Below are 21,103 nucleotides of genomic sequence, written 5' to 3'. Positions count from 1 at the left end.
GTGATGGTCCTGCGACCTCTATCTGCGTCTGAACGGGCCGACGCCCTGGGCAAGGCGGCAGCAGCCAGGGCAACCCGTGCCGCCGCCAAGGAAAGCCTCCGGAATGGCGACAGGTCGGCGGCGGACATCATCAGCTCCGCGCTGGAGGACGACGCCCTGGCCCGCATGCGGGTTTCTGAACTGCTCGAAGCGCTGCCCGGCATCGGAAAGGTGCGTGCCGCAGCCATCATGCAGCAGCTGGGGATCGCAGCGTCCCGCAGGGTCCGGGGCCTGGGCGTCCACCAGCGCCGGGCGCTGGTAGATTTTATAGACGAGCACTGAGGCAGGCGGCGCCTGCCCTTCCCCAACCGTGGCAAAAGGAATACGTGAGCAAGAAACCTGGACTGACAGTCCTCGCAGGTCCGACGGCTGTTGGCAAAGGCACCGTGTCCACCTATATCCGGGACAATTATCCGGAGGTTTGGCTTTCCGTCTCAGCCACCACCCGGGCGCCCCGGCCGGGCGAGGTGGACGGTGTCCACTACTTCTTCAAGAGCAAGGAGGAGTTCGAGCAGCTCATTGCCGAGGGTGAACTCCTGGAGTGGGCTGTTGTGCACGGCCAGAACACTTACGGCACGCTGAAGAGCACCGTGAATGCGGCCATCGCGGAAGGCCGGTCCGTGCTGCTGGAGATCGATCTGCAGGGTGCACGCCAGGTCAAGGCAGCCGTTCCGGACGCCCAGTTCGTCTTCCTGGCCCCGCCCACCTGGGACGAGATGGTGCGCCGGCTGGTGGGCCGTGGCACCGAAACTCCCGAAGAACAGCAGCGGCGCCTGGAAACCGCTAAACTGGAACTTGCTGCTGAACCGGAGTTCGACCATACCGTCATCAATGACGACGTCCGCCGGGCAGCGGACGAGCTTGTTTCACTCATGGGGCTGACACCGCATCCACACCTGCCGGAACCGTCAGCCCGCTAGGAATTTGGAGAATTCGTGTCCACGAACCTTGAAGGCATCATCAACCCGCCGATCGACGATCTGCTGAAGGTAGCTGATTCCAAGTACGGCCTGGTGATCTTCGGTGCTAAGCGCGCTCGTCAGATCAACGCTTATTACGCCCAGCTGCACGAGGGCCTGTTCGAATACGTCGGCCCCCTGGTCGACACCAAGTTGAACGAAAAGTCGCTCTCGATCGCACTGCGCGAGATCAACGAAGGCAAGCTGGTTTCCACGCCGATCGAAGCCGCAGAGTAATCCTGCCGCTGAACTGACTTGCTGTTGACGGAGGTCACGTGCGCATAGTCCTCGGAGTCGGGGGAGGGATTGCCGCCTATAAGGTGGCATCGCTCCTCCGGCTTTTTACTGAAGCCGGCCATGACGTCACGGTGATCCCCACGGAGGCGTCCACCCGCTTCATCGGCACCGCCACCTGGGAGGCGCTGTCCGGAAACCCGGTCAGCAACAGCGTCTTCGATGACGTGCACCTGGTCAACCACGTCCGCCTGGGCCATGAGGCAGACCTGGTGGTTGTGGCACCGGCCACGGCGGACCTCCTGGCAAAAGCTGCCACCGGCCAGGCCGGGGACCTGCTGACCAACACGCTGCTGATGGCGCACGGGCCCGTGCTGTTCGCCCCCGCGATGCACACCGAAATGTGGCAGCACGCGGCAACGCGCGCCAACGTCGAGACGCTCCGCGGCCGCGGCGCCGCTGTCCTGGAGCCGGCCTCCGGCAGATTGACCGGCGCAGACTCGGGCCCGGGCAGGCTCCCGGAACCGCAGGTGATCTTCGACGCAGCCATGGCGCTGGTCCAGGGACAGTCCGATTACCAGCTGCCGCTTGCGGGCCGCACCGTAACCATCAGCGCTGGCGGTACCCGCGAACCGCTGGACCCCGTGCGGTTCCTGGGCAACCGCTCTTCCGGCAAGCAGGGCGTGGCCCTGGCGGTCGCTGCCCGGAACGCCGGCGCCACCGTGCGGTTGCTGGCGGCCCACATGGACGTTGCGCCCCCGGCCGGGGTGGAGGTGGTCCGCGTGGAGACCGCCCTGCAGCTCCGCGAAGCTGCGCTGGACGCCGCTGCGGACTCCGACGTCGTCATTATGTCCGCCGCCGTGGCCGACTTCCGCCCGGCCGATGTCTCGGACACCAAGATCAAAAAGCGGGACGATACCGCAGATCCCGTCATCACCCTGCTCCGCAACCCGGACATCCTGCAGGAGCTCGTGGAACAGCGCAATGCCGCTGCGTCGGCAGCCGGGCAACTCATCGTCGGCTTCGCCGCGGAAACCGGGGACAGCGAGGGCGACGTCCTGGAGTATGCGGAGGCAAAACTGCAGCGGAAGGGCTGCGACCTGCTGGTGGTCAACCACGTGGGGACGGACAAGGTCTTCGGGCAGGACTCAAACTCCGTGGTCATCCTCTCCCGCTCCGGCTCCGAACCACAGGAAGCGTCGGGAACCAAGACTGAGGTTGCCGAGGCCATCATTACCCGCATCAGCTTTGAACTGAACCGGGTTTCACCCCGGACCTGAGTGTTCCGCACCACGTTTGCTTCGCGGGAAGACATCTCCCGCAGGGCCGGCGTGCTCCAACCAGTAAGGTAGTTGAGTGACTTTACCGCTGCACCTTCCCCAGTCCCATGGGGCCACGCCCTCCGCGCTCCGGCTCTTCACGTCCGAGTCGGTCACCGAAGGCCACCCGGACAAGATCTGCGACCAGATCAGCGACGCCATCCTGGACGCGCTCCTGGCCGCGGACCCAGAATCCCGTGTAGCCGTGGAAACCATGGCGACCACCGGCCTGGTGCACGTGGCAGGCGAAGTCACCACCGACGCCTACGTCGAAATCCCGCAGATCGTCCGCGAGACCATCCTCGGCATCGGCTACGACTCTTCAGCCAACGGTTTTGACGGTGCCCGCTGCGGCGTGTCCGTCTCCATCGGCCAACAGTCGAATGACATCGCCGGCGGCGTTTTCAACTCTCTGGAAGCCCGCGAAGGCCGCCAGGAAGACGATTATGACCTCCAGGGTGCGGGCGACCAGGGCCTGATGTTCGGGTACGCCAGCGACGAGACCCCTTCCTACATGCCCACGCCCATCTGGCTGGCCCACCGGCTCTCCGAACGCCTCACCGACGTCCGGAAGACGGGCCAACTGGCCTACCTCCGCCCGGACGGCAAGACCCAGGTCACCGTGGGCTACGACAAAGACGTTCCGGTATCCGTTGAAACCGTGGTGATCTCCAGCCAGCACGCCGAGGGTGCAAGCCTTGAGCAGCTGCGCGCCGACCTCGCCGCCATCGTCATTGAGCCGGTCCTCGCCGCCGCCAACCTGGACATTTCCCGCACCGCGAACATCCTCAACCCTGCCGGTGAGTTCGTTATCGGCGGCCCCGTGGGAGACGCCGGCCTCACCGGCCGCAAGATCATCGTCGACACGTACGGCGGCATGGCCCGCCACGGCGGCGGCGCCTTCTCCGGCAAGGACCCGTCCAAGGTGGACCGCTCGGCCGCATACGCCATGCGCTGGGTAGCCAAGAACGTGGTGGCCGCAGGACTGGCGAAGCGTGCCGAGATCCAGATCGCCTACGCCATCGGCCAGGCCCGGCCCGTGGGAACCTACGTGGAGACGTTCGGCACCGAGACCGTGGACCCGGCCCGCATCAGCGAAGCCATCGCGGAAATCTTCGATCTCCGTCCGAGGGCGATCATCGACGCCCTCGACCTGAAGCGGCCCATCTACGCCAAGACGGCTGCCCACGGGCACTTCGGCCGCGACGAACCCGACTTCACGTGGGAACGCCTTGACCGGGTGGATGATTTGAAGGCGTTCTTCAACGCATAGCCGCGCTGCAGCTGCAGTCCCACGGCGCAGGCAGGAATCCCATTGGGGCAGGCTGGAAGCCCACTGTCAGTGCCCCGTGTTTTGCTGTCCCTGTCCAACCCGGCAGCTGAACGGAGGTAACCGCAGTGGTTGCTGACAGTTCCGTGCAGCCGTCCCTGCTGCAGGGCTTCCCGGCACGCACCCTGCCCACTGGCGTTGCCGTGGCAGGGCACCTTCCCGTGGCCCGGGTCCTTGTTGAGTCTTCGCTGCCCCATCTGGACCGGCCCTTTGACTATGCGGTCCCGGCCGCGCTGGACCAGGCAGCCCAGCCAGGTGTCAGAGTCAAGGTCAAGTTCAACGGCCAGGACCTCAACGGATTCCTCCTTGAACGGGCCGCTGAGTCCGACGCCGGACACACCCTGGTGCCGCTGGCAAAAGTGGTGTCGCCGGTTCCGGTCCTCACGCCTGCCGTCAAGGACCTCGCTGCTGCCGTTGCTGCACGGTATGCCGGCACCGTCAGCGACGTCCTCCGCCTTGCGGTGCCGCCCCGGGTTGCCAGGCTGGAGAAGGACTACCCTGCGTCCCTGGACACCGGGGAAGCGGAAGGCGTCCCCGCTCTGCCAGGTGCCCCCGGTGTTTCATCGTGGGCACCGTACCGCACCGGCGCTGCCTTCCTCAGGCACCTGGCCGCAGGGGGCGCCCCCCGCGCCGTTATCAATCCGCTGCACGGGTACGGGCCCACCGGTTGGCCGGACCTGCTGGCGCAGGCCGCAGCTGCCGCTTATGCCTCAGGCCGGGGCGCGCTCCTGGTGGTGCCCGACTACAGGGACCTGGACCGCGTCGAGGATGCCCTGAAGGGCCTGGTGCCGGAGGAGGCCGTGGCCAGGCTCACGGCCGACGACGGTCCCACGCCGCGCTACCGGAACTTCCTGCGCCTGCTGGCCGGCCGGGCCAAAATTGCAATCGGAACGCGGTCGGCGGCCTTCGCCCCGGTGCAGGACCTGGGGCTGGTTGCCTGCTGGGACGACGGCGACGACCTCCACATCGAGCAGCGCGCACCGTATGCCCACGCCCGGGAGGTCCTGCTCCTGCGGGCAGAACAGGAGGGTACGTCCTGCCTCCTTGCCGGACACGCCCGCAGCACCGAAGTCCAGCGCCTGGTGGAGGCCGGCTGGGCCGTCCCCGTGGAGGCCGGGCGGTCCACTGTCCGTGCGTCGGTTCCGCGCGTCGTCAGCACTGCCGACAGCTTCGAGCAGGGCCGGGACCCGTTGGCCACCATCGCCCGCCTGCCGCATGCCGCGTGGCAGGCGGCCAAGGAGGGGCTGGAGCGTGGTCCCGTCCTGGTCCAGGTCGCCAGGGCGGGCTATGCACCTTCCCTTGTGTGTGAGACGTGCCGTGAACCCGCCCGGTGCGCGCACTGCCAGGGGCCCCTGGCTTTGGCCGGCACCTCCGTTTTGCCCCAATGCCGCTGGTGTTCCACCCCCGCCCCGGACTGGAAGTGCTCGCACTGCAGTGGCAGGCGGCTGCGAAAAGGTGCCACCGGCGTCCTGCGAACCGCCGAAGAGCTTGGCCGCGCGTTTCCCGGGACGACGGTCATCACGTCCTCGGGGGACCAGGTGAAGGCCACAGTGGGTGCCGGCAAGGCCCTGGTGGTGGCCACGGTGGGGGCCGAACCCGTTGCAGACGGCGGGTACGCTGCCGCACTGCTGCTGGACGGCGATTCCCTGTTGCGCCGCGAAACCCTCCGCGCGGGCGAGGACACCGTGCGCCGCTGGTTCAACGCAGCCGCCCTGGTACGTCCCGCCCCGGACAAAGGACTGGTGGTGGTCACGGCTACGGACACCGCTGCCACGGGGGCGCTGCTGCGGTGGGATCCGGCCGGCTACGCCCACCGTGAACTGTCCCTGCGGATGGAACTCCAGCTTCCACCGGCGGTGCGCATCGCATCGGTGACAGGGCCGCGGGCCGCCGTCGAACACTACACGGGTGCGGTGGAAGCGGACCTGGCTGGCTCGGGCATCACGGTGCGTACGGCTGGCCCCGCGCCGCTGCTGCTCACCGCACCGCCCTCCGGCAGGCGCACGGCCGAGGACGTCCGGACCCTGTTGTTCTTCCCGTACGGCCAGGCTGCCGCCGTCGTCCGCGTCCTGCGGGTTACCCGGGCAGCCGTGGCTGCAAAGCGAACCTTGGACCCCGTGCAGCTGCGGCTCGATGGCGTGGACGTCCTCTAGGCCCGGCGCCTTTTCGCCACGACCTCATGCGCGGCAGCCACCAGCTGGCGCGCCGATTCATCCCAGCTGAACTCCGCCGCGCGCGCAATCGAACGCCGGGACATGTCCTGCCAGTGCACGTCGTCCTGGAGCTGACCCACAGCGTCCGCGAACTGCCCGGGGGACTCCGGATCCACGTACAGCGCGGCGTCCGCCCCGACTTCGCGGAAGATGGGAATCTCGCTGGCGATCACGGGCGTACCCACCGCCATCGCCTCCACCAGCGGAAGGCCGTACCCCTCCGCTTTGGACAGGCTCACCAGGGCAGTGGCCCGTCGCAGGAGCCCGTCATACTCAGCATCGGTCACACCGTTATGGAACATCACCGAGGCGCCCGCAGGCACGATGGCTTCGAGTTCAGCCCGCCGTTGCGGCGTGATCCGGCTGAGCAGGTGAAGGGTGTAGCCGGGCAGCCCGGCCATGCCGGCCACCATGGTTTCCACGTTCTTGTACGGCATGAACGACCCCATGTAGATGATCGTTTTGTCCGCGCCGGCGGCGGGGTCGCGGGGTTCCTGCGCCGGCTGCGGTGCGTTGGCGATGATGCGCACGGGCCTGCGCGTCAGCCGGTATTTGGCCATCAGCGCCGCCGTGGTCTGGCTGATCGTTGCCACGGTATCGGCCCGGTTGAGGAGCACGCGCTGGGGCCAGAAAGCCTTGTGGTAGAGGCGCCACAGCAGCCGGACCGGGGCCGGCAAGAACCCCGGGGGAGCGGGGTGCTCGTAATAGATGAGGTCGTGCAGGGTCAGGATCAGCCCGTATTTCCGGCCCCAGGTGCCCATGGTCTGCATGGGGCAGACCACCACGTCCGCTCCTGTGGCGTTGACTTGCCGGGCAACGAACAGTTCCAGCGGCGAGAGCGGGCTGCTGATGAGCGTGTAGGGAACGTCCGGCAGCAGGGCAAGCTGCCGCTCGTCGGACACCAGCATGGAGACGTCCGCGATCTTTGCCGTGGCAGCAATCAGGCTGGCTCCATAGCGGCTGATGCCGTCGTGGTGGTCGGTACGGGTGAACCGTGCATCAATGACGATCTTCACGCGGGATGGTCCTTCAGGAAGCTGCGGATGTAACGGGCGGCCGGCTCAGGCGTCTCGTAGTGGATCAGGTGCCCGACGCCGGGAATCACCTTCAGCTCCCCGTCGGGAAGCAGCTCCAGGAGGCGGTGCTGGTTGGGGAGGGTGGCGATTTCATCCTTTTCGCCGGCGACCAGCAGCACGGGCAGGTCCAGTCGGCCGGCTACCTCCGCCACATGGTTGCTGACGGAGGCGGTGAAGGACTCCAGGAGGCTGTCCCGGTCGGCAAAGGAACTGAAGTAGGCGTAGTGCTGGCCGTGGATGAAGGCCCGCAACTCCCGGTCGCGGGTCTTGGCCATGGTCTCGCTCATGACCCGGACGATCAGCGGATTGCGCAGCAGAGCCAGTCCCGGGCCGCGGGGAAGCCGTGCCGCGAGCTGGTAGTACAGCACGGCCAGGCGGGTCATGACGCCCTTTGGACCCTCCAAAGCCGGAGCTGCGATGGGGTTGATCAGGATCAGGGGACGCACGGCCTGCGGGTTGTTGGCCACGAAGTGCGACGCCACGATGGACCCGAACGAGTGTCCCAGCAGCACGGTGTCCGGCCCCAGGCCCTGGCTGGCCATGAAGCCGCTGATGAACTGTCCGTAGCGCTCCACGGAGTGGGGGCCCCGGGCAAATGCGTCCGAACTGCCGAAGCCCGGAAGGTCCGGCATGATGATGCGCATGTCCGGAAGCTGGTCGGCCACGCGCAGGAGTCCGTGGTGGTCGCCGCGGAATCCGTGGACCACCAGGATGGTGCGGGTTTCCGGGGTCTCCTCGACGGGCTCATAGGTCCAAAAAGCCACTGTGCTGCCGTCAAGGCTCACGGTGGACGCGGAGGTGCGGGCGGCAAGGCCGGCACTCAGGTACGCAGGCGCAGGGGAAGGCCCCGGGTTCACGGTATCCATGGCGGAGGCCTAGTTGACGTTGTCCGGATGCGACCCGGTCCGCTGCCCGCGGTCCAGCGCCTTAATGGCAGCCAGGTCGCGCCCGGAGAGCTCGAAACCGAACACGTCGAGGTTCTCCCGGATCCGGGCTTCAGAGCTGGCCTTGGGGATGGCAATATGTCCCAGCTGCATGTGCCAGCGGAGGATCACCTGCGCGGGGGTCCGGCCGTGCTCGGCGGCGCAGGCCTGGATGACGGGATCGGCCAGCACCTGCCCGCGGCCCAGCGGGCTCCACGCTTCGGTCCGGATGCCCAGTTCCGCATGCTTGCTGCGCAGTTCCTCCTGCTGCAGCCATGGGTGGAGTTCGATCTGGTTGACGGCGGGGACCACCTCGGCGCTTTGCAGCAGGCGGTCAAGGTGGGCGGGCTGGAAATTGCTGACGCCGATGGCGCGGACCCTGCCCTCCCGGTAGAGCGTCTCCAGGGCGCGGTAGGTTTCGGGGAACAGGCCCCGCCGGGGGCACGGCCAGTGGATGAGGTACATGTCCACATAATCCAGGCCAAGGTTGACCATGGAATCGTCGAAGGCGCGCAGCGTCGCATCGTAGCCGTGGTGGTCATTCCACACCTTTGTGGTGATGAACACGTCTTCGCGGGTCAGGGACGGAAAGAGTTCGCCTGAGCCGCCGCTGCCGGTCCCCGCGTCCAGCTGGGAACTGATGCCGCGCGCCACGCCGGTTTCGTTGCCATACATGGCGGCGGTATCGAAGTGCCGGTAGCCGGCGGCGAGCGCGGTGGCCACCAGCCCTTCCGCGTCTGCTGCCGGCACCTTGTACAGCCCAAAGCCGAGCTGGTCTATCAGCACGCCGTTGTTCAGGCTGAGCCGGGGTGAGGTTCTCATGGCAACGACTCTACCCACTTCAGCTGGTGAGGCCCTCGTAATCCACCAGGCGGCGTGCGGTGGCTTCGTCGAGGATCAGGTCCGTGGCGAGCCGTGCTGCCAGTGCCCCGCGCAGGCCGTTGATCTTTGAGACCCCTGACACCACGCAGATCCTCCGGCGCACCTCCCGGAGCTGGGCGAGGGACGGGCCGGTGGACCGTTCGTTCAGGACGATCCCGTCAGAGGACCCATCGGCCCGGAAGAACACTGTGGCAACGTCGCCCACCACGTCTGAGTTGGCCAGGGCATTGAGGTCGTCTTCGTCGAGGTACCCGCCGGCGTACACGTGGCTGGGATAGTCGGCGTGCACGGATCCGACGCCGAATATGGCGATGCTCATCTTTGCCTGCAGTTCCAGGACGCGCTGCACGCTGCGCTCGTTCCACATGGCTGTCTTGGTGGCGGCATGGTCGAAGAACGCCGGGACGGGGAACTGCTCCACCCGTGCCCCGTAGGCGCTGCCGAACCGGCGCATGATGTCGCTCGCGTAGGTAATGCCCGTGGTGTGCATGTTCCCGGCCCCGTTGAGCTGGACGATCACACTGTCGTGGGTGATCTTCCGGGTGAGGTGCCGGCTCACCGCGCTGAGCGTCGATCCCCAGGCCACGCCGATGATGGCGTTGGAGTCCACCAGGGGTCCGATGGTCCGCGCAGCCTGCATGGCCACCCGGTCCAGGGTCTCAGCCTCATTAAGTGTTCCGAGGATGGGAACCACGTGGACATCCAGGTTGTACCGGCGCCGGATCATGCCCTCCAGCTCGGGTCCGGTGTCCAGCGGGTTGCGGATCTGGATCTGCACCAGTCCCGACTCCCGTGCCGAGGACAGAAGCCGGGAAACGGTGGACCGGGACGTCCGCAGCTCGCGGGCGATCGCATCCATGGTGAGGTCCTGCAGGTAATACATTTGTGCAGCTCGGAGGGCATCCTGGTCCCGGGAAAGTGCCATCTCACTTCCGTTCTGCACGTTTGTGCATAGTGCTTGACTCCATTTTCCATTTCTCCAAACAATAGAGCAGAACGGCGGCGCCACCCAGCGGTGACCGCATCACACAAAGCCCCAAGGGAGTCGTTTTGGGACCCAAGGATTCAACTGTCCGACCATCTGTCAGTGCGCCCCGGCCAGGAGCCGAACGCGCATCGGTCCACAGCCTGCGGCGCCGGCCGCACGCAAAAGTCCTGGTGGTTGGCGGCGGCATCAACGGAGTGGGCACGTTCCGTGACCTGGCACTGCAGGGCGTCGATGTGGCGCTCGTGGAGCGCGGTGACTACTGCCAGGGCGCAAGCGGCGCGTCCTCACACATGATCCACGGTGGCATCCGCTACCTCGAAAACGGGGAGTTCCGCCTGGTCCGGGAATCCGTGGTGGAGCGTAACCGCCTGCTGAAGATCGCCCCGCACTACGTCAAGCCGCTGCAGACCACCATCCCGATCTTCAGCACCTTCTCCGGCATCCTCTCCGCGCCGCTGCGCTTCCTTACCCACAAGCAGCAGGGCAAGCCCAAGGAGCGCGGCGCGTTCCTCATCAAGGCGGGCCTCAGCCTCTACGATTCGTTTTCCCGCGACGGCGGCACGGTGCCCCGGCACCAGTTCCGCACCCACAAGGCAGCCCTTCAGGAACTGCCCGCCCTCCGGCCCGACGTCAAGTACACCGCCACCTACTTCGACGCCTCGGTGCACAACCCTGAGCGGCTGACCCTCGACGTCCTGCAGGATGGCGAGAAGGCGGGCCGGGCAGGCAACGCGCAGGGAACCAGCACGCAGGGTGACACGGCCCGTGCCAGCAACTACCTCTCGCTGCAGTCCATGTCTTCCACCCCGAACCCGGGCACCGGCCGGGGGAGTACTGTCCGGCTCCGCGACGAACTCACCGGGGAAGAGTTCGATTTCACGGCGGACATCATCGTGAACACCACCGGGGCGTGGGTGGACCTGACCAATGGGGCCATGGGCGCAGCCTCCGCCTTCATGGGCGGAACCAAGGGCTCCCACATCGTGCTGGACCACCCGGGCCTGCTCGCCGCCTGCCGGGGCCGGGAAATCTTCTTCGAACACACCGACGGCCGGATTGTCCTCATCTACCCCATGGGTGACCGGGTGCTTGTGGGCACCACGGACGTCGACGCGGACATGTCAGAGGACGCCATCTGCACGGACGAGGAAATCGAATACTTCTTCGACCTCATCGGCCACGTCTTCCCGTCCATCGACGTGACCCCTGACGACATCGTCTATACGTTCTCGGGCGTCCGCCCCCTGCCGAGCCATGACGCCACCCAGCCGGGATTTGTCTCCCGGGACTACCGCATCGAACGCCGCGCGTCCGGAACAAACGGAACCGGCGCCGTCGTGCTGAGCCTGGTGGGCGGCAAGTGGACCACCTTCCGCGCCCTCGCAGAACACCTGACCAACGATGTCCTCTCCGAACTCGGCGTGCAGCGCAGGCTTTCGACCGCGCAGCTTCCCATCGGCGGCGGTGCGGGCTTCCCTGCCGACGAAGCAGGCGTTCAGAAGTGGATCAAGGCCCACATGGCCGCCGGCCGCGACGCAGACCGCGCGGCCGGGCTGCTGACGCGTTACGGGACCCGGGCCGAAGCCGTCATCGAATACCTTGATGCCGAGCCTGACCAGGCCCTGCGGTCCACACGGGAACTCAGCGTCCGCGAACTGGAATTCATGGCGGCAAACGAGCAGGTGGGGCACCTGGTGGATGTCCTCGTCCGGCGCACCTCCCTTGCATTCCGGGGGCTCGTGACCGGAGAGCTGCTCAACGAAGTGGCGGAGGTGCTGTCCGTCCCGCTCAAGTGGGACAGCGCAACCCGCGCCGCTGAGATCAAGCACGCCCAGGACGTGCTGCAGCGTTTCCACCGCGTGGAAACGCACAGCCTGGTCTCCTAAGGCCAGGCGGCCGGCCGGGGCGTGCCAGCGTCCCGGCCCCACGGTCCTTCACCCGCGGAGGACCGACAACTAAACAAAGAAGGAGTCAAAGATGTCTCTAGGAATAGTCTTCCTCTCCGAAGTCTTTGGCACGGGCATGCTGACCCTGTTGGGTTGCGGCGTCGTTGCCAACGTGGCTTTGCAGGGGACAAAAGGCAACAACGGCGGTTTCCTGATGGTCACATGGGGGTGGGGAATCGCCGTCTTCGCGGGTGTCTTCGTCGCCGCCAAGTCGGGCGCGCACCTCAACCCTGCCGTCACCCTCGGCCTGCTGCTCAACGGCAAGCCGGAATACGCTCCGGGAGTCGCCGTCGACTTCGCCTCCACCCTGACCTACTTCGGGGGCGAGCTTCTGGGCGCCTTCCTCGGCGCCGTGGTCTGCTGGCTGGCCTACAAGCAGCACTTCGATGACGAGCCGGAGCCTGCCGGCAAGCTCGGGACCTTTTCCACCGGCCCGGCCATCCGGTCCACCCCCTGGAACCTGATCACCGAGATCATCGGCACTTTTGTCCTGGTCTTCGTCATCCTCACCCTCGGTGGCACCCCCTCGGGGCTCGGCCCGCTGGCCGTTGCACTGCTCGTGGTTGGCATCGGTGTATCCCTCGGCGGCCCCACCGGCTACGCCATCAACCCCGCCCGTGACCTCGGACCCCGCATTGCCCACGCAGTGCTTCCCATCAAGGGCAAGGGCTCCAGTGACTGGAGCTACTCCTGGATTCCGGTGGTGGGGCCGCTTGTCGGCGGCGCCCTGGCCGGAGTTGTTGCCCGGATCGCCCCGATCATCGTCACCGCCGCTTCCTAAACCCCCGGCACCCAGTTCGAACAACAAGACAAGGACGTCATTATGAACCAGTACGTAATCGCCATTGACCAGGGCACCACCAGCACCCGCGCCATCATCTTCGACCACAGCGGCGCGATCGTCTCTTCCGGCCAGATGGAACACGAGCAGATCTTCCCGCAGGCCGGCTGGGTGGAGCACGATGCCGCGGAGATTTGGAACAACACCCGTGAGGTCATCGGTTCGGCCCTCTCAAAGGCGAACCTGACGCGGCACGATATTGCCGCCGTCGGCATCACCAACCAGCGCGAAACCGCCGTGGTGTGGGACAAGACCACGGGCAAGCCGGTCTACAACGCCATCGTGTGGCAGGACACCCGCACCCAGGACATCGTGGACCAGCTGGCCAAGGACGGCGGGGCAGACCGCTTTAAACAGAAGGTGGGCCTGCCCCTGGCCACCTACTTCTCCGGCACCAAGATCAAGTGGATCCTGGACAACGTTGACGGCGCCAGGGAAAAGGCAGAGGCCGGGGACCTGGTCTTCGGCAACACCGACGCCTGGGTCCTGTGGAACCTGACCGGCGGTGTCGACGGCGGCGTCCACGTCACCGACGTCACCAACGCGTCCCGCACCCTGTTCATGGATCTGGAAACCCTGCAGTGGGACGACGAGATCCTCGGCATCTTTGGCGTACCGCGCAGCATGATGCCGGAGATCAAGTCCTCCTCTGAGGTGTACGGCGCCGTGCACAGCTCCCAGCTGCTCCGCGAGACACCGGTTGCGGGCATCCTGGGCGACCAGCAGGCCGCAACCTTCGGCCAGGCCGCTTTTGACGCCGGCGAAGCGAAGAACACCTACGGCACGGGCTGCTTCCTGATCTTCAACACGGGCGAGGAAATCGTCCACTCGAAGAACGGGCTCCTCACCACGGTGGGCTACAAGCTGGGCGACGCCAAACCGCACTATGCCCTGGAAGGGTCCATCGCCGTCACCGGTTCACTGGTCCAGTGGCTGCGTGACAACCTGGGCATGATCAGCAGCGCCCCCGAGGTGGAAACCCTTGCCGCGTCGGTCAAGGATAACGGCGGCGTGTATATCGTCCCGGCGTTCTCCGGCCTGTTCGCCCCGTACTGGCGCTCCGATGCGCGGGGTGCGATTGTGGGCCTGACCCGGTTCGTCAACAAGAACCACATCGCCCGCGCAGCGCTGGAGGCCACCGCGTTCCAGACCCGCGAGGTGCTGGACGCGGTCAACGCTGACTCGGGCGTGCCGCTGAGCGAGCTGAAGGTCGACGGCGGCATGGTTGCCAATGACGCCCTGATGCAGTTCCAGGCGGACATCCTTGGCGTCCCGGTCATCCGTCCCAAGGTCATTGAGACCACGGCGCTGGGGGCTGCCTACGCGGCAGGCCTGGCCGTCGGGTTCTGGAAGGACCTGGGCGAGTGCTCGGCCAACTGGTCCGAGGACAAGCGCTGGGAGCCGCAGATGGACAAGGCCGAACAGGAACGCCAGATGCGTCTCTGGAAGAAGGCCGTCACCAAGTCCATGGAGTGGGTGGACGAGGACGTCAGGTAACGTCCTTCACACCTCGGGGCCGCCCTGCCTGGAAAGGCAGGGCGGCCCCTGCCGTGTCCGGCGGACCTTTCCGGGATTTGTGCCAGGCCGGGTTCGGCCGGCAGCGTGCGGGCACGTCACGGCGCAGGGCGCCCCGGCAGGTCCTCGGTGGCCGGCCCCTGGATGACTTTGCCGTCCACATCGAAGCGGGAGCCATGGCAGGGGCAGTCCCACGTGCGGTCTTCCCGGTTGAATCCGACAGTGCAGCCAAGATGGGTGCAGGTCGCGGACACCGCGTGGACCTGTCCTGCAGGATCCCGGTAGCACGCGGTGCTGGTCCCGTCCGTTTCAATGACAGTGCCGTCGCCGGGAGCAAGGTCCGCTGTCCGGCGTGCGGCCTTTTGCCGGGGAACGGTGTCCCCCGGCGCTGCTGGTGGCCCTGGGGCCGTGGCGGCCCGCGACGTCGCACGGTTGGTGTCAAACAGGGCCGCCCACTCATTGGGCGTGCCGTTGAGCAGATCCGCCAGCATCAGCGCCGCGGCCGTACCGTTGGTCAGGCCCCACTTACGCAGGCCCGTGATGACGAACGCGTGCCGGCTGTCCGGGTTCAGGGGCCCGGCGTAGGGCACGCCGTCGAGGGGCAGCGCGTCCTGGGTGGACCAACGGTAGGCCACGCCGCCGGCCCCGAACTGGACGCGCGCATAACGGGCCAGGCTCGCCTGGCGCGGTGCCGGGTCTACCTGCGTGCCCGCGGGATGGCCCTCGCCGCCCGTCAGCAGGTACGTCACCCCGTTGAGGCGGACCGTCAGCAGCGAACGCATGGGCTCATCCGCGCTGATGAAGGTGGCGTCCAGGGGAGGGGTATCGATCGGCGCGGTGACGATGTAGGAGCGGTGCGGCCGGCAGAGTGCTTCGAATCGGCCGTGGTCGGCGAAGGGAACATTCGTGGCCACAATCGCATCCCGGGCGAGCACGGTGCCGTCGGCGGCGGCCACCGTGACGGGACGGCCCTCGCGCAGCTCCAGTGCACGGGTGCGTTCGAAGACGAAGCTGCCGTTTCCGTCCACCCGTCCGGCGAGCCCCTGGAGGTACTGGACGGCATGGATCTGGGCCTGGCCGTCAAACCGTACGGCACCGGCTACGGGAAACGGCAGGGGAACGTCGACGGTGAACGTTGACGGAAGGCCGAGGTCCGCCGCAAGCCCGGCTTCGGCCCGCACCTGTGGCAGCGCGTCAGGGCCTGCGGCAAAGGTGTAGTTGGCGACCCGGCGGAAACCGCAGGAAATGTTCTCAGCGTCCACCACCGCACCGATGTACTCCACCGCCGCCTGGTTCGCCAATCCATAGCTCCTGGCCGCTGCAACGCCGTGACTGCGCTGCAGGTCCGTGTAGGCGAGGCGGTGCAGTGAGGTCACCTTGCCGGTGGTGTGGCCAGTGACGCCCGTGCCGATCCGGCCGGCCTCCAGGACTGCCACCGAGTGTCCCGAACGTTTCAGGGCCAGTGCTGCGGTCAGCCCGGCGATGCCTCCGCCGATGACTGCCACGTCCACTTCCACGGTGCCATGAAGTTGCGGGAAATCGGTGGCGCCGGCGGTTGCCAGCCACAGGGAGAGGGGCTGTCCTTCAGCAGGCCCGGCGGTGGTTTCCTCTGACATGGTGTGCCGCCTCCCAACGTTGTGGGACGATCATGCGCACTTGCCCCGGCCAATGCAAAGGGCCGTTCGGCCTGGCTGAGGCGGGGGACGTGCCGGTGCGCTAAAGTAGATCCATGCGTGCGATCCTTCTGCTTAGTTAGCCGCCGGCTCCGATTATCGGACAGCTGAGCGGCAGCCCCTCCATGGAGAGGGGCTTTTGTGTGTCCGGGGCATGGCGCCGGGCCGGCAGCAGGAGGATCAGGCCGTTATGGCAGCACAGATGCCGTAACAGAACAGAAGAGGGCAGCAGTGGGCGTTCAGCCGGAGACAGAGACCGGAACAGCAACAACAGTATCGGCGGAGCCTGAAGAGGGCACCTACAGTTTCGCCGCCATGGAGGCCAAATGGCCCCAGGTGTGGGACGACCTCAAGGTCTTCACCCCGGTGGACGACGGGTCGCGGGAGCGCCGCTACGTGCTTGACATGTTCCCGTACCCGTCGGGCGATCTGCACATGGGCCACGCCGAGGCGTTCGCCATGGGCGACGTGGTGGCCCGCTACCTGCGTCAGAAGGGCTACGACGTCCTGCATCCCATCGGCTGGGACTCCTTTGGCCTGCCTGCGGAGAACGCTGCCATCAAGCGCAACGCCCACCCCAGCGAGTGGACGTACGCCAACATCGACACCCAGGCAGCCTCCTTCAAGCGGTACGCCATCTCCGCCGACTGGTCGCGCCGCCTGCACACTTCCGATCCCGGGTACTACCGCTGGACGCAGTGGCTGTTCAAGCGCTTCTACGAGCGTGGCCTGGCATACCGGAAGAACTCCCCGGTCAACTGGTGCCCCAAGGACCAGACCGTCCTGGCCAACGAGCAGGTTGTCAACGGCGCCTGCGAGCGCTGCGGCACCACCGTCACCAAGAAGTCCCTGAACCAGTGGTACTTCAAGATCACCGACTACGCGGACCGCCTGCTGGATGACATGGACGAGCTCCGCGGCCATTGGCCCGAACGCGTCCTGGCCATGCAGAAGAACTGGATCGGCCGCTCCGAGGGTGCGCACGTGAACTTCGTGATCGAGGCCGATGGCGGCAGGCCCGCCAAGGACGTCACGGTCTTCACCACCCGCCCGGACACCCTGTACGGGGCAACGTTCTTCGTGGTCGCTGCGGACGCGCCGCTCGCCGTCGAACTTGTCACGGACGAACACGCCGCGGCCCTGGACGAATACCGTGAACGGGTCAAGGCACTCTCGGAAATCGAACGCCAGTCGACGGAACGCGAGAAGACCGGCGTCTTCACCGGCCGCTACGCCATCAACCCGCTGAACGGGGAGAAGCTGCCCGTGTGGGCCGCCGACTACGTCCTGGCGGACTACGGTACGGGCGCCATCATGGCCGTCCCGGCCCACGACCAGCGCGACCTCGACTTCGCCAAGACCTTCGACCTGCCGGTCCGCGCTGTCCTGGACACCGGCGAAGAAGACCCGGCCGTCTCCGGCACCGCGACAGCGGGCGAGGGCACCCTGATCAACTCCGGCGCGCTGGACGGCCTGCCCAAGGCTGAGGCCATTCCTGCCGCCATTGCCATGCTGGAACAGCAGGGTACCGGCGAGAAGTTCGTGAACTTCCGGCTCCGCGACTGGCTGCTGAGCCGCCAGCGCTTCTGGGGCACCCCCATCCCCATCATCCACTGCCCGTCCTGCGGTGAAGTCCCCGTGCCCGATGAGCAGCTGCCCGTTACCCTGCCCGCGGACCTCCGTGGTGAGGACCTGGCACCGAAGGGCACCTCGCCGCTGGCTGCGGCGGAGTCCTGGGTCAATGTGGAATGCCCCACCTGCCACGGGCCCGCCAAGCGGGACACCGACACCATGGACACGTTCGTGGACTCGTCCTGGTACTTCCTGCGCTTCGTCTCCCCGCATTACACCGAGGGGCCCTTCGATCCGCAGAAGATCAATGACTGGATGCCGGTGGGCCAGTACGTGGGCGGCGTGGAGCACGCCATCCTCCACCTGCTCTACGCACGCTTCTTCACCAAGGTCATCCACGACCTCGGCATGATCGATGCCGACGAACCGTTCAGTGCGCTGCTGAACCAGGGCCAGGTGCTCAACGGCGGCAAGGCCATGAGCAAATCCCTGGGCAACGGCGTTGACCTCGGCGAGCAGTTGGACAAATACGGCGTGGACGCTGTCCGCCTGACCATGGTGTTCGCGTCCCCGCCCGAGGACGACGTGGACTGGGCCGACGTGTCGCCGTCCGGTTCCGCCAAGTTCCTGGCCAGGGCCTGGCGCCTGGCACAGGACGTCACCAGTGAACCTGGAGTGGATGCCGCCGCCGGAGACCGCGGGCTGCGTTCGGTAACGCACCGCACCATCGCCGATGCCGCCGAACTGCTGGACGCCAACAAGTTCAACGTGGTGGTGGCCAAGCTCATGGAGCTGGTCAACGCCACCCGCAAGGCGATCGACTCCGGTGCGGGCGCAGCGGATCCCGCAGTCCGCGAGGCCGCGGAGGCGGTTTCCGTAATCCTCAGCCTGTTCGCGCCGTACACCGCAGAGGACATGTGGAACCTGCTGGGCCACCCTGCATCGGTTGCCAACGCCGGCTGGCCGTCCCACGACCCCGCCCTGCTGGTCCAGGACACGGTCACCGCCGTCGTCCAGGTCCAGGGCAAGGTCCGCGACCGGCTGGAGGTGTCCCCGGACGTCTCCGAAGACCAGCTGCGCGAACTGGCCTTGGCGTCGGAGAACGTCCAGCGCGCCATGGACGGCCGGGGCATCCGCACGGTGATCGTCCGGGCGCCTAAGCTGGTCAACATCGTTCCGGCCTAGTTGCTGCACCCGCAGTGATGCACCGGCCGCCGGAAACTTTCCGGCGGCCGGTGCCGGTTGAGCCGGACAGCGTCTCCAGGAGGCCCCTTGCCCGACAGTAACGCCGCCGCCTGGCCTTGGGTCCGTGCCCGGCTGTCGGGCCTCCGTCCTGCGGCCCGGCCGGGAACACGGCGTCCGGGTGGCAGCCCTGTCGCCCGCACCGCCGTCGTCACGGACTCTGCTGCTGCCCTGCCCGCGGACTACGTTGCCGGACTGCCGCGGGACGGGATCCTGACGGTGACTCCGATGCCGGTCATGGTCGGCGCTGAAATCTACGGTGAGGGCGAAGACGACATCCTGGAGACCATCGCGGTGGCCCTGGCCGCGGGCACGCCGGTCAAGACGTCCAGGCCGTCACCGGGGCAGTTCGAGCAGGCCTACCGGGCCGCTGAACTCCGGGGATACGAAGGGATCGTTTCGGTCCACATCTCGGGCGGACTTTCCGGCACCGCGGACGCCGCGCGCCTGGCTGCGGCCAGGGTGGGGATTCCTGTGGACGTGGTGGACACGGGAACCGTGGGCATGGCGCAGGGCATGGCCGTACAGGCAGCGGTGGAAGCAGCGTCAGCCGGCGGTGACCGGTCCGCGGTGGCCGCGGCGGCAACGGCCCAGGCAGCACGCACCAAGGTCTTCTTCTACGTGCCCACCCTTGAGCAGTTGCGCCGCGGCGGGCGGATCGGGGCGGCGGCGTCGCTCCTGGGGACCATGCTCGCCATCAAACCAATTCTGGCGGTCGACGGCGGCAGGATAGTTCCGCTGGAAAAGGTGCGCTCGGGTGCCAGGGCTGTGGCCCGGCTTGAGGAAATCGTCGTGGCGGAGGCGGAGGCGCATCCCGGCGAATCCGTGGTCCTGGCCGTCCACCACTTTGGCAATCCTGAGGAAGCGGAGAGCCTGGCGGTGCGGCTGGAGGCGGCCCTTCCACAGTGCCCTCCGGCCCAGATCAGTTCCCTTCCTGCCGTCCTGGCAGCGCACGCCGGCCTTGGGGTCCTTGCGGTGATTGTTGGCAGGACCGCCGGCCTCCACGCAGGCTGAGCGCCCGCAGGTCTTTCGCCGGGTCCTTGGCCTCTGGTGGGAGTTCACCGGGATCCGTAGCGTTCGCATCAGCGCCGTTCCGGTTCGGGACGGCAGTTTGAGGGCCGGAGGACCAGCATGCGTGTTCACGGAATTCGCACTTTCCGGGCCGTCCTTGCGCTCCCGGTTCTACTGGCTCTCGTCCTGGCCGGATGCGGACAGGAAAGCCGCCAGCCATCGCCCACCCAAGCCCCGTCAAGCGGATCGCCGAACCCGGCCTGCGACCTGATCACTCCTGCCATCGCTGCCAAGGTCGATCCCGGGCTGGTCCAGATGGGGCAAAACGGGAAACCGGCGGGAAGTCCGGCTTATCTGTGCAGCTACATGAGCAAGTACGAAAAGGTCCTTGCGCTCTCCGTCTCGCTCATCTCGCCCGCATCGGCCGCCGACATCACCGACGCGAAAAAGGCCCCCGACTGCTCTGTGGTGGATGGCATTGGGGACTTCGCCTGCATGCAGTGGACGGGATGGTTCCGCGGCGAGCCCGGCGGGGCCTCGGCGAACACCGTGCTCAAGGCCGTCAAGGGCAAGGAATCCCTTGACCTCCGCATCGTGGCCATGCCGCCCATCGCAGCAGGAACCCCGGTACCGGACGGCAACGTGTCCGCACACGCCCTGGCGCAGGCAGCTGTCGAGGCCGGGTGGGGCAACGGTACTGAACTTCGGGTTCCGCCGGCGCCATCTACCGGTCCGCAGACGTCCACAAACAGCCCCGTATGCGCCCTGGTCAGTGCTGATGCCCTCAAGCAGGCCTTTGGTACCACCACCCAGGCGCAAGTTCTCCCGGGGGAGGGCAGCTGCCGGTACCGCTTTGGCGCGTTGGGCACACCCGGTCCGGACTCGCTCGTGTTCGCCATCGAACTGCACCAGGGAGGTGCGGGTGCGCTCTCGGGGCCGTTGCCGCCGGATGGCCACAACATCCAGGGCGTTGGCGACAAAGCAACTCTCATCATCCGTTCGGAACCAGGCGGACCGAAGTCCCTGAGGCCCCCCAGCGATGTTCCGGTTACGACCATGTCCCTCATGGTCGCCCGTGGGCAAAACATGGCAATCTTCACCGCACAGCTCCTGATTTCACCGCAGGGGCCCACCGAAGAGCAGGTCAAGGAACAGTTCGTCACGCTGGTCAAGGGCATCGACTTCTAAGCCAGCCTGTGCCTGTTGCGCCAACAAACTCCAGGGCGGTACACGCAGGAGGGGATCCGGATGGCCAGGGAAGCCAGCTCCGTGTAATAGCCCACGTGCGCCGGTCGGTTCCGAAGCGTTGGAGTGCTAACCGCTGCGCTGTTGATCCTCAC

Annotated in this window: 17 protein-coding genes; 12 read left to right on the top strand and 5 right to left on the bottom strand. The window is 66.8% G+C overall.

The annotated features are described in order from the left end of the window. Positions 1-3: 3 nt before the first annotated feature. The 6 genes from mihF (at position 4) to PUN51_RS05325 (ending at position 6,034) form a co-directional block, all read left to right on the top strand. Complete coding sequence (mihF, locus tag PUN51_RS05350; RefSeq protein ID WP_201302514.1) at positions 4-321, top strand: integration host factor, actinobacterial type; 318 nt, start codon at positions 4-6, stop codon at positions 319-321. A gap of 44 nt (positions 322-365) precedes the next feature. Further along, entirely contained in the window at positions 366-959 is a 594-nt protein-coding gene (gmk, locus tag PUN51_RS05345; protein ID WP_159631921.1) for a guanylate kinase, read from the top strand. Between the two features lie 15 nt (positions 960-974). After that, a complete protein-coding gene (rpoZ, locus tag PUN51_RS05340; protein WP_026264487.1) occupies positions 975-1,235 on the top strand; it encodes a DNA-directed RNA polymerase subunit omega in 261 nt (86 codons plus the stop codon). Positions 1,236-1,273: 38 nt separating this feature from the next. Further along, positions 1,274-2,512: a bifunctional phosphopantothenoylcysteine decarboxylase/phosphopantothenate--cysteine ligase CoaBC gene (gene coaBC, locus PUN51_RS05335; RefSeq protein ID WP_224026146.1), complete on the top strand. Its 1,239-nt coding sequence runs from the start codon at positions 1,274-1,276 to the stop codon at positions 2,510-2,512. Between the two features lie 76 nt (positions 2,513-2,588). Further along, the gene (gene metK, locus PUN51_RS05330; RefSeq protein WP_159631923.1) at positions 2,589-3,824 is read left to right on the top strand and encodes a methionine adenosyltransferase; all 1,236 of its coding nucleotides are present in this window, start codon (positions 2,589-2,591) and stop codon (positions 3,822-3,824) included. 125 nt (positions 3,825-3,949) lie between these two features. Further along, positions 3,950-6,034: a primosomal protein N' gene (locus tag PUN51_RS05325; protein WP_275180175.1), complete on the top strand. Its 2,085-nt coding sequence runs from the start codon at positions 3,950-3,952 to the stop codon at positions 6,032-6,034. Here the strand turns inward: PUN51_RS05325 and PUN51_RS05320 are convergent. The 4 genes from PUN51_RS05320 to PUN51_RS05305 are packed head-to-tail and all read right to left on the bottom strand — an operon-like array spanning position 6,031 to position 9,900. Further along, positions 6,031-7,110, bottom strand: coding sequence for a glycosyltransferase family 4 protein (locus PUN51_RS05320; RefSeq protein WP_275180174.1), 1,080 nt, complete (start codon positions 7,108-7,110; stop codon positions 6,031-6,033). The two genes, PUN51_RS05325 and PUN51_RS05320, sit on opposite strands and share 4 nt — an antisense overlap. Then, positions 7,107-8,036: an alpha/beta fold hydrolase gene (locus tag PUN51_RS05315; RefSeq protein WP_275180173.1), complete on the bottom strand. Its 930-nt coding sequence runs from the start codon at positions 8,034-8,036 to the stop codon at positions 7,107-7,109. The genes PUN51_RS05320 and PUN51_RS05315 overlap by 4 nt, the downstream gene beginning before the upstream one ends. Before the next feature lie 9 nt (positions 8,037-8,045). Further along, on the bottom strand, positions 8,046-8,915 hold the full coding sequence (locus tag PUN51_RS05310) for an aldo/keto reductase (RefSeq protein ID WP_275180172.1): 870 nt from the start codon (positions 8,913-8,915) through the stop codon (positions 8,046-8,048). Positions 8,916-8,934: 19 nt separating this feature from the next. Further along, positions 8,935-9,900 carry a sugar-binding transcriptional regulator gene (locus PUN51_RS05305; protein ID WP_159631928.1) on the bottom strand — a complete coding sequence of 322 codons (966 nt, stop codon included), beginning with the start codon at positions 9,898-9,900 and terminating at the stop codon, positions 8,935-8,937. Between the two features lie 125 nt (positions 9,901-10,025). Here PUN51_RS05305 and PUN51_RS05300 point away from each other — a divergent pair, with 125 nt between their 5' ends. The 3 genes from PUN51_RS05300 to glpK all read left to right on the top strand — a co-directional run bounded on the left by PUN51_RS05300 (position 10,026) and on the right by glpK (position 14,247). Beyond that, entirely contained in the window at positions 10,026-11,849 is a 1,824-nt protein-coding gene (locus PUN51_RS05300; protein ID WP_275180171.1) for a glycerol-3-phosphate dehydrogenase/oxidase, read from the top strand. Between the two features lie 91 nt (positions 11,850-11,940). Further along, on the top strand, positions 11,941-12,690 hold the full coding sequence (locus tag PUN51_RS05295; RefSeq protein ID WP_275180170.1) for an MIP/aquaporin family protein: 750 nt from the start codon (positions 11,941-11,943) through the stop codon (positions 12,688-12,690). Positions 12,691-12,732: 42 nt separating this feature from the next. Continuing rightward, positions 12,733-14,247 (top strand): glycerol kinase GlpK, encoded by a 1,515-nt coding sequence (gene glpK / locus PUN51_RS05290; RefSeq protein WP_275180169.1) that lies wholly within the window; start codon positions 12,733-12,735, stop codon positions 14,245-14,247. A 116-nt stretch (positions 14,248-14,363) separates the two neighbouring features. Here glpK and PUN51_RS05285 read toward each other — a convergent pair whose 3' ends face one another. Further along, complete coding sequence (locus tag PUN51_RS05285; protein ID WP_275180168.1) at positions 14,364-15,881, bottom strand: FAD-dependent oxidoreductase; 1,518 nt, start codon at positions 15,879-15,881, stop codon at positions 14,364-14,366. 288 nt (positions 15,882-16,169) lie between these two features. Here PUN51_RS05285 and leuS point away from each other — a divergent pair, with 288 nt between their 5' ends. The 3 genes from leuS to PUN51_RS05270 all read left to right on the top strand — a co-directional run bounded on the left by leuS (position 16,170) and on the right by PUN51_RS05270 (position 20,951). Continuing rightward, on the top strand, positions 16,170-18,695 hold the full coding sequence (gene leuS / locus PUN51_RS05280) for a leucine--tRNA ligase (RefSeq protein WP_275180166.1): 2,526 nt from the start codon (positions 16,170-16,172) through the stop codon (positions 18,693-18,695). 87 nt (positions 18,696-18,782) lie between these two features. Then, positions 18,783-19,766, top strand: coding sequence for a DegV family protein (locus PUN51_RS05275; RefSeq protein ID WP_275180165.1), 984 nt, complete (start codon positions 18,783-18,785; stop codon positions 19,764-19,766). Between the two features lie 363 nt (positions 19,767-20,129). Beyond that, on the top strand, positions 20,130-20,951 hold the full coding sequence (locus tag PUN51_RS05270; protein ID WP_275180164.1) for a hypothetical protein: 822 nt from the start codon (positions 20,130-20,132) through the stop codon (positions 20,949-20,951). Positions 20,952-21,103: the final 152 nt, after the last annotated feature.

Origin of the sequence: Arthrobacter sp. NQ4, from assembly GCF_029077345.1 — a bacterium.
Taxonomy (GTDB): Bacteria; Actinomycetota; Actinomycetes; order Actinomycetales; family Micrococcaceae; genus Arthrobacter.
This window is presented reverse-complemented; position numbering and strand designations above follow the sequence as displayed.

What these genes read in the sequence shown, in the direction of transcription:
- mihF (WP_201302514.1), top strand. Translation starts at nt 4, where the DNA reads ATGGTCCTGCGACCTCTATCTGCGTCTGAACGGGCCGACGCCCTGGGC.
- PUN51_RS05315 (WP_275180173.1), bottom strand. Translation starts at nt 8,036, where the DNA reads ATGGATACCGTGAACCCGGGGCCTTCCCCTGCGCCTGCGTACCTGAGT.
- PUN51_RS05310 (WP_275180172.1), bottom strand. Translation starts at nt 8,915, where the DNA reads ATGAGAACCTCACCCCGGCTCAGCCTGAACAACGGCGTGCTGATAGAC.
- PUN51_RS05305 (WP_159631928.1), bottom strand. Translation starts at nt 9,900, where the DNA reads ATGGCACTTTCCCGGGACCAGGATGCCCTCCGAGCTGCACAAATGTAT.
- PUN51_RS05295 (WP_275180170.1), top strand. Translation starts at nt 11,941, where the DNA reads ATGTCTCTAGGAATAGTCTTCCTCTCCGAAGTCTTTGGCACGGGCATG.
- glpK (WP_275180169.1), top strand. Translation starts at nt 12,733, where the DNA reads ATGAACCAGTACGTAATCGCCATTGACCAGGGCACCACCAGCACCCGC.
- PUN51_RS05285 (WP_275180168.1), bottom strand. Translation starts at nt 15,881, where the DNA reads ATGTCAGAGGAAACCACCGCCGGGCCTGCTGAAGGACAGCCCCTCTCC.
- PUN51_RS05270 (WP_275180164.1), top strand. Translation starts at nt 20,130, where the DNA reads ATGAGCAAGTACGAAAAGGTCCTTGCGCTCTCCGTCTCGCTCATCTCG.